Source organism: Clavibacter quasicaliforniensis, from assembly GCF_051201715.1.
Taxonomy (GTDB): domain Bacteria; phylum Actinomycetota; class Actinomycetes; order Actinomycetales; family Microbacteriaceae; genus Clavibacter; species Clavibacter seminis.
Window position 1 is genome coordinate 1098224 of the sequence record NZ_CP139624.1, and the last position, 14178, is coordinate 1112401.

10 protein-coding genes are annotated in these 14178 nt (G+C 74.7%); 7 read left to right on the forward strand and 3 right to left on the reverse strand.

Annotated elements, in window-relative coordinates; genetic code table 11:
* The first annotated feature begins 20 nt into the window (after positions 1-20).
* Together NL142_RS05300 and NL142_RS05305 are read left to right on the forward strand one after the other, a co-directional pair.
* Positions 21-1859, forward strand: a complete 1839-nt coding sequence (locus NL142_RS05300) for a hypothetical protein (RefSeq protein WP_194683037.1) — start codon at positions 21-23, stop codon at positions 1857-1859.
* A 148-nt stretch (positions 1860-2007) separates the two neighbouring features.
* Entirely contained in the window at positions 2008-2478 is a 471-nt protein-coding gene (locus tag NL142_RS05305; RefSeq protein WP_435081245.1) for a GtrA family protein, read from the forward strand.
* 27 nt (positions 2479-2505) lie between these two features.
* Here the strand turns inward: NL142_RS05305 and NL142_RS05310 are convergent, their stop codons facing one another.
* The 3 genes from NL142_RS05310 to NL142_RS05320 form a co-directional block, all read right to left on the reverse strand.
* A complete protein-coding gene (locus NL142_RS05310; RefSeq protein WP_435081246.1) occupies positions 2506-3798 on the reverse strand; it encodes an O-antigen ligase family protein in 1293 nt (430 codons plus the stop codon).
* Positions 3799-3846: 48 nt separating this feature from the next.
* The gene (locus NL142_RS05315; protein ID WP_435081247.1) at positions 3847-5289 is read right to left on the reverse strand and encodes an O-antigen ligase family protein; all 1443 of its coding nucleotides are present in this window, start codon (positions 5287-5289) and stop codon (positions 3847-3849) included.
* A 101-nt stretch (positions 5290-5390) separates the two neighbouring features.
* On the reverse strand, positions 5391-6569 hold the full coding sequence (locus NL142_RS05320) for an acyl-CoA dehydrogenase family protein (protein ID WP_086507126.1): 1179 nt from the start codon (positions 6567-6569) through the stop codon (positions 5391-5393).
* A 165-nt stretch (positions 6570-6734) separates the two neighbouring features.
* Here NL142_RS05320 and manA point away from each other — a divergent pair, with 165 nt between their 5' ends.
* From manA to NL142_RS05345, 5 genes are all read left to right on the forward strand, one after another.
* A complete protein-coding gene (gene manA / locus NL142_RS05325) occupies positions 6735-8030 on the forward strand; it encodes a mannose-6-phosphate isomerase, class I (RefSeq protein WP_435081248.1) in 1296 nt (431 codons plus the stop codon).
* 34 nt (positions 8031-8064) lie between these two features.
* Positions 8065-9033, forward strand: a complete 969-nt coding sequence (gene galE / locus NL142_RS05330; protein ID WP_435081249.1) for a UDP-glucose 4-epimerase GalE — start codon at positions 8065-8067, stop codon at positions 9031-9033.
* Between the two features lie 149 nt (positions 9034-9182).
* Complete coding sequence (locus NL142_RS05335) at positions 9183-9500, forward strand: WhiB family transcriptional regulator (protein WP_435081250.1); 318 nt, start codon at positions 9183-9185, stop codon at positions 9498-9500.
* 93 nt (positions 9501-9593) lie between these two features.
* Positions 9594-12671 carry a glycosyltransferase gene (locus NL142_RS05340; protein WP_435081251.1) on the forward strand — a complete coding sequence of 1026 codons (3078 nt, stop codon included), beginning with the start codon at positions 9594-9596 and terminating at the stop codon, positions 12669-12671.
* Complete coding sequence (locus NL142_RS05345; protein ID WP_435081252.1) at positions 12658-14175, forward strand: DUF5719 family protein; 1518 nt, start codon at positions 12658-12660, stop codon at positions 14173-14175. The genes NL142_RS05340 and NL142_RS05345 overlap by 14 nt, the downstream gene beginning before the upstream one ends.
* Positions 14176-14178: the final 3 nt, after the last annotated feature.

Sequence of the window (14178 nt, forward strand, 5' to 3'; positions counted from 1 at the left end):
CGCATTTGTTCGACAAAGGGGTGGACCACGTCCGGCGCGCACGCCGACGCTCGCGGCTGATCGCCTGCCTCGCCGTCTGGGCCGTCGCCCTCGGCGTCGGGCTCGTCGGCACGGGCACCATAGGCGGATCCGCCGATCCCGCGCAGGCGGCGTCCGGCGCGGACTTCGACCCCGGCATGATCATCAGCGACGCCAAGTTCTACGACGGCGACGCGATGTCGCAGGGTGACATCCAGTCGTTCCTGCAGGCGCGCGTCCCGAGCTGCGCCTCGGGCTACGTGTGCCTCAAGAGCTACGTGGAGAGCACGCCCGCGCGCGCGGCGGACAGCCGCTGCTCGAGCCTCCAGGCGTCGCGCCTCAGCGGTGCCGACATCGTCTACTGGGTCGGCCGCGCGTGCGGGGTCAGCCAGGCCGCGCTCCTCGTGCTCCTGGAGAAGGAGCAGGGCCTCGTCACCGACAGCACGCCGACCGACCGCCAGTTCCGCAGCGCCACGGGCTACGGCTGCCCGGACACGGCCGCGTGCGACTCCCTCTACTACGGCTTCTTCAACCAGGTCTACAACGCGGCGCACCAGTTCAAGGTGTACCAGTCCACGCCGACGCGCTGGAACTACCAGGCCGGGCGCAGCAACCGCATCCTGTGGCACCCGAACGCGGACTGCGGATCCTCGCAGGTCACCATCCGCAACCAGGCCACGGCGGGCCTCTACATCTACACGCCGTACCAGCCCAACGCCGCCGCGCTGAACAACCTCTACGGCAGCGGCGACTCGTGCTCCTCGTACGGCAACCGCAACTTCTGGCGCCTCTACACCGACTGGTTCGGCAGCACGAGCGACGGACCCGTGTCCTCGTTCGTCAAGGTGGCGACCGACGACAGCGTCTACCTCGTCAGCGGCGGCCAGAAGCATCCGGTCACCGACTTCGCCGTCTACCAGACCCTCTCGGCGCTCGGCGGGATCAGCACGGTCGGCCGCTCGTACCTCGACGCGCTCGCCACGGGAGTCCCCGCATCCGAGCTCGTGCGCGACCCCTCCGACGGCACGATCAGCCTGGTGCAGGGCGACAGGCAGCACGCGTTCTCCTCCTGCGACCTGGTCGCGTCGTACGGCTACAGCTGCTCGGCCGCCGTGCCGCTCGACCCGGGCCAGCTCCGTGCGGTCCCGCAGGCCGGCGCGATGAGCGCGTTCTTCACGCTGCCGGGCGACGGAACTGCGTACCTCCTCGACAGCGGCGTCAAGTACCCGGTGTCCAGCTGGTCGGCGCTCGTGGCGCTCAACGGCGGCGCGTCCGCCTTCGTCGCGCAGATGCGCTCCCAGATCGGTGCTCGGTACTCCACGGGCCACGTGGCGCTGGAGCCCGGCACGCTCGTGAAGTCGGCGAACAGCGCGGACGTCTACGTCGTCGACGGCCTGAACCGCAAGGTGGGCGTGCCGGACTTCGCCGTCACGCGCGAGCTCGGCCTCGGCCAGGCCTACGGCACCGTGACCCAGGGCACCCTCGACGGCTACGCCCGATCCGCGGCGAACCTGTCGCTGCTGGTGCGCTGCGGTGGCACGTCGTACCTCGCCACCCAGGGCGGCATCGTCGCCCTGGCGAACCCCGGGTCGACGGGCCTCCCCGTGACGGACCTCGTGCCCACCACCTGCCGCAACCTCGACGCGACGGGGGGCACCGTGAACGGGTCGGTGCTCGTGAAGAGCGCGGCCGACGCCAGCGTGTACGTCCTGCAGGGCGGACAGGCCCGGCCGGTCTCGAGCTGGGCGAAGCTCGTCGCCCTCGCGGGCACGTCGTCGCCCACCATCACCACGATGGGCGCCGCGGCGCTGGCCCGCATCCCGGTGGGCGCCGCGTACTGACCCGCGTCCCGCCGAGCCCGCCGCCCGCGCGCCAGCCGGTGGAGCGGCGGGCACGGAGGGCCCACCGGATACAGTGGGGCCGCACCGGACGAACACGGCGCGGCCCGCCGGCTGCCCGCTCGAGCGCCCGGCGCGGCGAGGAGAGCCCATGGAACAGCACGCGCACGACGTCGACGGCCCCCGCGAGGAGACCCCGCCCCCGGGGATCCTGCTCCGGCTGATCAAGGACGAGCGCGTCGCGTTCCTGCTGGTCGGCGGCTTCAACACCGTGCTCGGCACGGCGTGGTTCGCGCTCTTCTACCTGCTGTGGGGCCACTCGATCCCCTACACGCTCGTGCTCGTCATCGCGTGGGGGGTGCAGCTCCCCATCGCGTTCACCCTGCACCGCAAGCTCGTCTTCCGGGTGAGCGGCAACCTGCTCCCGGACTTCTCCCGCTACACGCTGGTGAACCTCATGCCCCTGTTCGCGAACATGCTCCTGCTGCCGCTGGTCGTGGAGACGACGCCGCTCCAGCCGATCGTCGCGCAGGTGCTCGTGACCATCGTCATCACCGTGGCGAGCTACACCGGCCACAAGTTCTTCTCGTTCCGCAGGCCGCGCGACGAGGCGGTGCGCTGATCCCGACGCCCGGCCGCGGCCCAGGCATCACCCGGGTCGGTGCTGCTCCGGGAGCCCGTGCCGCCAGCTGCGGCCCTGCGCGGCCTTGACGGCGCAGATCACGAGCAGGAGCCAGCCCCACTCCACGATCGTGACGCTCTCGGCGAGCGACGCGACCACGAGGACGACGAGCACCAGGGCCGTCCAGACGTACCCGATGCCGCGCTTGGTGGTCGCCAGCACCCAGGACCGGCCGAGCGCGAGGGCGCAGAACGCCGCGAACAGCGCGAGCCCGACGAGCCCGGCCTGCAGGTAGAGGTCGAGGTAGGCGTTCCGCCCGGTCTCCTGCGCGCCTCGGCTGACGAGGTCGAGGGCCGCGTACGGGTACGCGTCCCGGCGCCAGAAGCCGACGAAGCCCCAGCCCTCGATGGTGTTGAGGTCGATGAGGCGCAGCATCTCCCGCCAGAGCGCGACGCGCTGGAGGTAGTCGGGCCGCGCCTGCAGCACCTGCAGCACGGGGGAGCGGAAGGCCACGACCAGCACCGCGACACCTGCGGCGAGCACGAGGACCGCGCTGTTGGCCAGGGGCCGAGCCTGCCGCGCGAGGTGGCGGAGGCCGAGGATCGCGAGGGCGGCGACGGCGAGCACGAGGAACGTGCCGAGGATCACCGACGACCGCGTGAGCGACGCGACGAGGAGCGCGACGACCAGCGAGAAGACGCCGCGGCCGCGCGAGACGGACCGGGTCATGAGCTCCACCGCGAAGGTCACGGCGGCGACCAGGGCCACGATCCCGAGGGCGTTGCGCTCGCCGAGCAGCCCCTGGATGGGGCCGAGGCGCTCGAGGGCGCCGCGGATGCCGAGGAACGGGATGGGGCCGTCGATGAGCAGCCCGGCGAGCACCTCGAGGGCGAGGGACGACACCAGCACCAGCCGCAGCACGTCCCCGGCCGCGCGCACGATCTGGATCAGGTCGCGGACGACGCCGACGTACACCGCGAGGAACGCGGACGCGGCGAGGTAGAGCACGCCGCCGACCGCGTCCGGCTGGTACGCCGTCCAGAGGAGCGTCGCCGCGCACCAGCCCACCAGGACGAGCAGCGAGATGGGCAGGAGGCCCCGCCACTCCCAGTCGCCGCGCTTCGCCGCGAGGGATCCCGCGGCCATGGCCACGAGCGCGGTGACGATCGCGATGAGCCCGGCCCAGCCCACGGTGGACCTGAGCGCGTGCGACAGGATCGCCGTGCCGAGGATGCAGTGGGTGAGCGCGGCCGAGAAGCGCGCCGACCCGAGCAGGTCGGGCAGGCGCTCGGGGAGCGGCAGTCGGGCGGGACGGGTCATGCGTCGGCCATCACGGGCGGTCGGCGGGGCACCGGGCGGCCGCGCGGATCAGGCGACGCGGGGGTCGGCGGCGGCGGGCGCGGAGGCGGAGGGGACGGCCGCGGGGATCGAGGGGTCCGTGTGGTGAGACGGTGCGACCGCGGGGACCGGCGCGGTCTCGGGCCGGCCGGCACGGCGACGCGCATCGTCGGGACCCGGGACGTCCTCGCGCGCGACCATGCCGGACTTCGTGGCGATCGCGATGACGACGAGCAGCAGCCAGTTGCCCTCGTACAGCAGCCGGCTCTCCGCGAGGCTCTGCACGACCAGCGCGGTCATGAGCAGGAGCGGCGCGAGCGCGAGGGTGGAGTACGGCTCGACGCGGTCGCGGCGGTGCTGCGGGCGGTCGATGGCGGCCCACCAGGAGCGCACGTAGGTGGTGACGACGAAGGCGGCGAAGGCCAGGAGGCCGATCGCCCCCACCTGCAGCAGGACGTCGAGGTACGCGTCGTGCGCCTGCAGGTAGGTGACGCCGCTGCGGACGGCGAGGCCCTGGAAGGGGTGCACCCAGGGCGCCCAGTAGCCGATCCAGCCCCAGCCGACGACGGGATGCTGCTGCGCGAGGCCCAGCACCGACTCCCAGATCTGGAACCGGCCGGTGAGGTCGGGGGAGCGGCCGAGGAGCTCGAACACCTCGGCCGTGCGCGTGGCGACGATGCCCGCGCCGACCACGGCGGCCACGGCGACGCCGCCCGCCAGCACGAGGCGGCCGCGGATGCCGACGCGTCGGGCGACGAGCGCGAGGGCGGCGACGATGCCGGTCATGATGAGCGCGACCAGGACCGTGGAGCTGCCGGTGAGGGTCAGGGTGAGGAGGGCGACGAGGATCCAGATCCCGGCGTCGCGGCGGCGGACCGTGCGCGCCGCGTACTGCAGCGAGAAGACGATGAGGCCGAGCAGCGCGACCATGGCGAGCAGGTTCGCGTTGCCGACGACGCCCTGGATGCGGCCGCCGCTGAGGAGCTCCCCGCGGGTCCACGCGAACGCGGCGGGTGCGCGGGGCCCGTAGTCGGTGAAGAACGGCATGACCGGCCCGCGCACCACGACGGCGACGAACAGCTCGAAGGCGAGCGACAGCCCGAGGATGATGCGGAACGCGCGTCCGAGGCACTGCACGATCTCGGACCACGACAGCAGGACCACGAGCGTCAGCGCCGCGATGGACGTCGACAGCTGGATGAGCACGCCGAGGGCCGATTCCGGCCGGTACTGCGACCACGCGATGGAGAGCACCGCGATGCCCGTGAACGCGAGCAGCGGGATCGGCAGCACGCGCACGCGCGGGAGGGGGCGCGAGCGCGCGAGCAGCGTGATGGACGTGACCAGCACGGCGAGCGCGATCGCCCCGAAGCCCCACCAGCTGAGGCTGTCGCGCCACATGTCACCGGCGAACGTGGTGACGAGGACGAAGGTCGCGAAGCTCCGGAGGGCTCGGCGGCTGGCGGTGGGCATGCCCATCAGGGTATCCGGCCCGAGGCCCGGGTCCCGCCGCCTGAGGGGAGCGGCGGCGCCGGGGCCCCGTGCGCCGGCGCTCCACGCGCCCCCGCTGTCCATCAGACGAAGGCCGCGTGCCCCGTGATCGCGCGGCCGACGATGAGCGTGTTCATCTCGCGGGTGCCCTCGTAGGAGTAGATCGCCTCGGCGTCGGCGAAGAAGCGGGCCACGTCGTAGTCGAGCACGATGCCGTTGCCGCCGAACGCCTCGCGGCACCAGGCGACGGTCTCGCGCATCCGGCTGGTGGCGTACGCCTTGGCGAGGGCGGAGTGCTCGTCGGACTGCGTGCCCTCGTCGACCATCTCGGACGCGCGCGTCACCAGCCCGATCGACGCCGTGATGTTGCCGAGGCTGCGGACGAGGAGGTCCTGGATGAGCTGGTGCGCGCCGAGCGGCTTGCCGAACTGCTCCCGCTCGCCCGTGTAGGCGACCGCCGCCTCGTACGCGCCGATGGAGATCCCGATGGCGGCCCACGCCACCTCGGCGCGCGTGAGGCGCAGCACCGCGGCCGTGTCCGCGAACGACGTGCCGTTCTGGAGGCGGTTCCGCTCGGGCACGATGACGCCGTCGAGCTCGATGTCCGCGTTCTGCACGATGCGCAGCGCCTGCTTGTCCTCGATCCGCGTGGCGCGGAAGCCGGGGGAGTCGTTCGGGACGAGGAAGCCCTTGACCTGGCCGTCGTCGGCGTCCTTGGCCCAGATGACGGTGACGTCGCTGATGGTGCCGTTGCCGATCCAGCGCTTGGATCCCGTGATGCTCCACTCGTCGCCGCGGCGCGTGGCGACCGTGCGGAGGCCGCGGGCGGAGTCGGATCCGGACAGCGGCTCGGTGAGGCCGAAGGAGCCGAGGATCTCCCCGGACGCGAAGCGGGGCAGCCACTCGGCGCGCTGCTCGGGGGATCCGGCGACGGCGACGCTGCCCATCACGAGCCCGCTCTGCATGCCGACCAGGGTCGCGATGCTCGCGTCGACGCGGCCGAGCTCCAGCGCGGCCCAGCCGCGGTAGACGGCCGAGTTCTCGAACGGGCGCGTCTCGGGGAACGGCATGCCGAAGAGGCCGCGCTCGGCGAGGCCGGCGACGACGTGGCGGGGGAACTCGGCGCGGGCCCAGAGCCCGTTGACGTGCGGCTTGACCTCGGCCTCGAGGTAGGCGCGCAGGTCGGCGAGGGACTCCTTCTCCCGGTCGCCGAGCCGGGTCTCGTAGCCGTAGAAGTCGCCGATGAGGGGGGTGAGGGACACGATGCTCCGTTGCGGTTCGTCGGCGCCCTCGGGGACGGGCGCCTGCGGCCGAGCCTAGGTCGGCGTCCGGGCGGCGTCCCCATCGGTTGGTACTTTGGTCGCGTCCGGACAGGACGCGCGCCCTCGGGCGTTGTAGGTAGCCGCCAAGCCCGACAGGATCCCGACGTGTTCACTGCCCTCGCCAACACCCCACGCGACTACGCCTGGGGCTCCCGCACCGCCATCGCCGAGCTGCTCGGCCGCGAGGCGTCCGGCGGCCCGGAGGCGGAGCTCTGGCTCGGGGCGCACGACGGCTCGCCCACGCGCGTGGTCGACCCGGCTGCGACGGGCGGCGCGACGACGCTGGCCGGGTGGATCCGCAGCGACCCCGCCACCACGCTCGGCCCGCTCGCCCGGGGCCTCCGCCCGGGCGACGGCCCCGGCCTCCCGTTCCTCCTCAAGGTGCTCGCCGCCGACGGCCCGCTCTCGCTGCAGGCCCACCCGGACCTGCATCGGGCGCGCCTCGGCTTCCGCGACGAGGAGGACCGCGGCATCCCGATCGACGCGCCGCAGCGCAACTACAAGGACCCGCTGCACAAGCCCGAGCTGATCTTCGCCCTCAGCGACGAGTTCCACGCGCTCTGCGGCTTCCGGCCGCTCGCGGAGGTGCGCGACGTCTTCACGCTGCTGCTCACGCTCGACGCGTCGGGGCCCGACTCGGACCCGGCCGTGATCCGCACCGTGCTGTCGCGCCTGACCGGCTCCGAGGCGGACGTGCTGCGCGATGTGTTCGCCTTCCTGATGGGCGGCGGATCCGAGGTGCGCCGCCTCGTCGACCGCGTCACCCTGCTCGCCAGCCTCGCCTCCGACCGGCAGTGCCGCGAGTTCTCGACCGAGATGCGCACCGTGCGGGAGCTGGCGGAGGCGTACCCGGGCGACCCCGGCATCGTCACCTCGCTCCTCCTCAACCGCGTGACGCTCCGCCGCGGCGAGGCCCTCTACCTGCCGGCGGGCAACATCCACGCCTACCTGCACGGGCTCGGGATCGAGCTCATGGCGGCGTCCGACAACGTGCTGCGCGGCGGCCTCACGCCGAAGCACGTGGACGTGCCCGAGCTCCTCGACGTGCTCGAGTTCCAGGCGCTCCCCGTCCCGTACCTCGAGCCCGAGCACGCGGCGCCCGGCGTCGAGCTGTACCGCCCCGACGTGCCCGACTTCCTGCTGGCGCACGTCTCCCCGGCCACGCGCGACGCGGCAGGAGGGGACGACGGCGCGAGCGTCGTCGAGGTCGACGGGCCGGCCATCGTGCTGTGCACCTCCGGCGAGGTGACCATCCGCGGCGAGGTCTCGTCCGTCGTGGTCCGCCGCGGCGACGCCGTCTTCGTCACGCCCGACGAGGGCCGGCTCGTCGTCACGGGGGAGGGCGAGGCGTTCCTCGCGACCACCCCGGCGCCCGCGGCCGCCGTCGACGACGGCGCGTGATCGAGGCCGGGAGCGCCGTCGATAGGGTTGCCGCATGACATGGTTGGTCACCGGCGGCGCCGGCTACATCGGTTCGCACATCGTCTCCGCGTTCGCGCGGGCGGGCATCGACACGGTCGTCCTGGACGACCTCTCGAGCGGGCACGCGTCGTTCGTGCCCGAGGGCGTCCCCTTCCACCGGGGATCCGTGCTCGACCGCGAGCTGCTCGCGCGCGTCCTCGGATCGGGTGACATCCGCGGCGTCGTGCACGTGGCCGGCTACAAGTACGCGGGCGTCTCCGTCCAGCGCCCGCTGCACACCTACGAGCAGAACGTGACCGCGACGGCCGTGCTGCTCGAGGAGATGGAGCGCGCGGGCGTCGACAGCATCGTCTTCTCGTCGTCCGCCGCCGTGTACGGGACGCCCGACGTCGACCTGGTCGACGAGAGCACGCCCAAGGCCCCCGAGTCCCCGTACGGCGAGTCGAAGCTCATCGGCGAGTGGCTGCTCCGGGACCAGGGGATCGCGAAGGGCCTCCGCCACGCGTCGCTCCGCTACTTCAACGTCGTGGGATCCGGCAACGAGGGCTACTTCGACACCAGCCCGCACAACCTCTTCCCGCTCGTCTTCGACGCGCTGCTCGACGGCCGCACGCCGCGGATCAACGGCGGGGACTACCCGACGCCGGACGGCACGTGCGTGCGCGACTACATCCACGTCGTCGACCTCGCGGCATCGCACGTCGCAGCCGCGCGTCGGCTCGAGGCCGGCGAGCCGGTCGAGCCCGTGTACTGCCTCGGCAGCGGCGCGGGCGTGAGCGTCCGCGAGATCATGACGGCCATCGCGCAGGCCACGGGCATCGACTTCGAGCCGGACGTGCGCGACCGCCGCCCCGGCGACCCGGCGCGCATCGTGGCCTCGGGGGAGCTCGCCGCGCGCGACATCGACTGGGCCATGCGCCACTCCCTGGACGACATGGTCACGAGCGCCTGGGACGCCCGCCAGGCCGGCGCCACGGCGTAGCGCCGGCAGCGAGTCGCGGCGCGTCGCAACCCTCGAGCAGCGGCTGAGGGTTTACGCTCCGCGGCTTGACGCGAGCGAGTTACACCGGTGTAATTATGACGATGAGCTGGGGCCGGCCGGGCGCCCCGCCCGCGTGGGGAGATCGTGACATGGCACTACCTGAGCACCACGCCGGAGTCCCCGACGACTGGTTCGTCGATCCCGTCCGACTCGGGGTCCCCGGCGTCCGCAGCGTCGACGACGGCAACCCGCTCGCGTGGCAGGCCGACTCGCTCTGCGCTCAGACCGACCCCGAGGCGTTCTTCCCCGAGAAGGGCGGATCCACCCGCGACGCCAAGAAGATCTGCGGCTCGTGCGAGGTGCGCAGCGAGTGCCTCGAGTACGCGCTCGAGAACGACGAGCGCTTCGGCATCTGGGGCGGCCTCTCCGAGCGCGAGCGCCGCAAGCTCCGCAAGCGCGCGGTCTGACCCGGCCGTCCCCGCCATCGCGGCGCCCGCCTTCCGGCGCGCCGTCCCGCTGCGGCGGATCCCCACCACGCACCACGTAGGGTCTCCCCTGTCATGCAGCCACGAGTAACCGCGATCCTCGTCGCCCACGAGGGCGCGCAGTTCCTCGACCGGACCCTCCAGGCCCTCGCCGCGCAGACGCGTCGCCCCGACCAGGTGGTCGCGGTCGACCTCGGCTCCCGCGACGGATCCGCCGCCCTGCTCGCGGCGTCCGACCCCACCCGCATGGTGCAGGCCCCGGCGCGGATGACCTTCGGGCAGGCCGTGGACCAGGCCGTCCGGGTGATCCCCGCGCCCGAGGGCGACCACGAGCTGCTCTGGCTGCTGTCGGCCGACAACGCGCCGGCGCCCGACGCGCTCGAGCGCCTGCTCGCCGCGATCGAGGCGTCGCCGAGCGTCGCGGTCGCCGGCCCGAAGACCATGGAGTGGGACCACCCGGGCTACATCCACGAGCTCGGGACGACGCTCACGACCCTCGGCGCGGCCGTGCCGGTCGTCGACGTCGAGCTCGACCAGGCGCAGTACGACGACATGAGCGACGTCCTCGGCGTCGCCGCGGGCGGCATGCTCGTGCGGCACCGCCTCTGGGACGAGCTCGGCGGGTTCGACGACGCGCTGCCCGTCATGGACGACGCGCTCGACCTCTGCGTCCGCGCGCGACTCGCCGGCAACCGCGTCGTGGTCGTCCCGGCCGCGCGCGTCGCCTCCGCGGGCGACGCCGCCCCCGGCACCGCCTTCCTCGGCAAGCGCACCCCGCGTCGTCGGCGCCGTCGCCTGCGCAGGCAGGCGCAGCTGCACCGCCGCCTCTCCTACGCGCCGCCGGCCGCCGTCCCGTTCCACTGGCTCTCGCTGGTGCCGCTCGCCATCCTGCGCGCCCTGCTGCAGATGCTCCGCAAGCGGCCCACCGCCGCACCGGGCGAGATCGGCGCGGCCGTGCGGGTCGCCGTCGCGCCCGGGCGGATCCGCGCCAGCCGCCGCCGGCTCGCCGCCAGCCGGACGGCGCCGTGGTCGAGCATCGCGTCGCTCCGCCAGCCGCTCGCGGTCGGCCGTCGCCGCCGGTCGCTGGCCCGGGAGCAGTACCGCGTCGAGCACATGGGCGTCTCCGACGGCGTCGAGTTCCTCGCCACCGGCGGCGGCTGGACCGTGCTCGCCGCGCTCCTCCTCTCCGCCGTCATGTGGCTGCCGCGGCTCACCGGCACGGCCCTCGTCGGCGGCCAGCTCCTGCCGCTCGGCCCGAGCGCCGGCGCGCTGTGGGCGCAGGTCGGCATCGGCGTCCGCGGATCCGGCGCCGGACCCGTCGCCCCCTCCGACCCGTTCGCGTACGTGCTCGCCGTGCTCGGCAGCATCACCGCGTGGGAGCCGTCGCTCGCGGTCCTCGGCCTCTTCGTGGCCGCCCTGCCGCTCGCCGCCCTCGCCGCGTGGCTCTGCGCCGCGCAGCTCACGCGGAACGCCTGGCTGCGCGCGCTCGCCGCCCTCGTCTGGACCCTCGCGCCCACCCTGCTCGTCGCGATCGGCGACGGCCGCCTGCCGGCCGTGCTCGCGCACCTGCTCCTCCCGTGGCTCGCGCTCGCGGTGCTGCGGGCGCCGCGCTCGTGGTCCGCCTCCGCCGTGGCGGGGATCCTGATGGCAGCCGTCGGCGCATCCGCCCCGTCGCTCGTGCCCGCCGTGCTCGTGCTCTGGCTCGTCGCCACGGTGCGGGCCGGACGCCGCGCCGGGCGGCTCGTCACGATCCCGGTGCCGCTGCTCGCCCTCGTCGCCCCCCTCGTCGTCCACCGCGTGATGCAGGGGCAGCCGCTCGCCCTCGCCGCCGACCCGGCCGTCCCCGCGGGCTTCACGCCCGCCGACGTGCCCGGAATCGCGCTGGGCTTCCCGACCGCGGGCCTCGGCGGCTGGACCGCGTTCGTCGACGGCATGGGCGCCGGCCTCCCCGCCTCCGTCCCGCTCCTCGTGGTCGCGGTGCTGGTCGCGCCGCTCGTGCTGGGCGCGATCGCGGCGCTCTTCCTCCGCGGATCGCACCGCGCCGCCCTCGCGCTCGGCGTGACGGTGCTCGGGTTCGCGACCGCGGTGCTCGCCGCGCGGACCGTGGTGCAGTCGACCGGATCCGACGTCGTCGCGGTCTGGCCCGGATCCGGCCTCAGCCTGCTCTGGCTCGGCCTCGCCGGCGCCCTCGTGCTCGGCTTCGCGACGCTCGGCCGCCGCTCGCTCGTGCCGGGGCTCGTGGCCGCCGTGACCCTGGTCGTGCTCGCGCTGCCGCTCGTCTCGGCCGCGGTCGCCGGATCCACCGCCGTGCGCGCCACCACCGACACCTCGCTCCCCGGCCTCGTGGTCGCGGAGGCCGCGACGGATCCCGCCGTCGGCACGCTCGTGCTCCGCGCCGCGGACGACGGCTCGCTCTCCGCCGACGTCGAGCGCGGCGCCGGCCGCACTCTCGACCAGGTCTCCACGGTCGACTCGACCATCGGCCCGCTGTCCGACACGCAGACGCGCGTCGCCGAGCTGGCGGGCAACGTCTCCTCCCGCTCCGGCCTCGACGCCACCGACGAGCTCCGCGCGCTCGGCGTCAGCTACGTGCTCCTCGAGGCGCCAGCGGGCGACGCGGAGGCCGCCGTGCACGACCGCGCGCGCTCCGCCCTCGACGACGACCCGGTCTTCACGGCCGTGGGGCAGACCGAGGCCGGTCTCCTCTGGCGCTTCGTGGGCAGCGACGACCTCGTCGCCCAGGTCGCGGCGCCCGGCAACCTCGACGACCCGGGGCGCGCGAGCGTGCTCGCGGCGCAGGCGCTCGTGTTCGCGCTCACCCTGCTCCTGGCGATCCCCACCGGCGGCCTCGCGGCGCGCAGCCGTCCGCTGCCGGCCTACCGCGAGCCCGTCGCCGCCCCCGACTCGCGTCCGGCCGACGCCGAGGAGCCGCGGCCCGCGCACGACGACCGCGGCACCCCCGCGTACATCGACGAGCCGACCGGCGAGGCCGTGGAGGCCGCGTCCTTCGGCGACATCCGCCAGGCGGGGGAGCGCCGCGCCGGCGACGACGGGGAGGGCGACGACGTCGTGCCCGCGCCGGCCGCCCACCGGGACGACGACCGCCCCCGCGGCACCGACGACGACCGCAGGAGGACAGATGGCCAGGCGTGACGCCGTGCGCATCGCGACGCGCGTGACCACCGGGATCGTCGGCGTCGCCGTGCTCGGGGTCGTGGTGACCGGCGCGCTGCTGCTCCCGCCCGCCGCGGGTGACGCGAGCGCCCCCTCGGTGCTCGTGACCCCCGTCGTGACCGACCAGCAGCGCGTCTGCCCCGGCTCGCTCCTCCGTCCGCCCGCGGCGGACGCGACGTCATCGACCACCGCGGTCGCCGTGGGGAGCGCCGCCGTGACGAGCGGATCCGCCACGACCGGGGCGACGGGCGCCGCGCCGGCCGTCCGCACGTCGCGGATCCAGGCTCCCGAGGTGCAGGGCGGGGCGTCGAGCGCGCCCTCCGTCCTCGCCGTGGCGGGCGCCGTCGACGACGCCCCGACCGACCTCGCGGGCGCGGCGTCCGAGATCGCGACGGAGTCCGACCTCGCGGGGCTCGCCGCCACGTCGTGCTCCGAGGCCACCGCAGACGCGTGGCTCGTGGGCGGCGCGACGACCACCGGCCGCACCACATTCGTCGTGCTCGACAACCCGTCCGGCGTCTCCTCCACCGTCGACCTCGCCATCACGGGCGAGGAGGGGGCCGTCAGCGCCCCCGGCGCCAGCGGCATCTCCGTGCCGGCCGGAGGCCGCCGCGTGCTCAGCCTCGCCGGCCTCGCCCCCGACCTCACCTCCCCGGCCGTGCACGTCCAGAGCCGCGGCGGCCAGGTCGTCGCCCGGCTCGAGCAGAGCACGGTCCGCGGGCTCCTCGCGGGCGGCGTCGACTGGATCGGCCCGGCCGCCGCCCCGTCCACCGCGCTCACCATGACCGGCCTCCGCATCGACTCGCAGGCGGCGCCCGTCGCGCCCGTCGAGGGCGGGGACGCGCCCGCCGCCGACGAGGGCGGGGCCGCCCCCGGAGCCGGCTCGGACGGCGGCGCCGACCCCGACCTCGTGACGGCCGTGCGCATCGTGGTCCCCGGATCCGAGGACGCCGACGTCAGCGTCAGCGTCGCCCCCGAGGAGGGCACGGACGGCACGGGGACCACGTTCACCCTGCAGGCCGACGCGGGCCGCACGATCGAAGTGCCCGTCTCCGCCCTCCCCGACGGCCGCTACTCGGTCACCGTCCAGAGCTCGGCGCCGGTCACGGCGGCCGTGCGCAGCGTGTCCGGCGCGGCGGAGAGCGGCGCGACCGACTTCGCCTGGCTCCCGTCCGCGGGGGCGCTCTCGCGCGACGCGCTCGTGTCGGTGCCCGCGGGGCCGGCGCCGCTCCTGCACCTGCGGAACGCCGGCGACCAGGCGGCGTCCGTCACGGCACGCCCGACCGACGGCTCGGCGGCCGTCTCGCTCGACGTCCCCGCCGGATCCGAGGTCTCGGCCGCCGTCGAAGCAGGGCGCACCTACCTGCTCGAGGGCACCGCCGGCCTCACCGCGACGGTGACCCTCGCAGAGCCCGGGCGATCCGCGGCGCTGCCCGTCGTGCCGGTGCTCCCGGCCGCGGATCCGCTGCGCGTCCACCCCTGACGC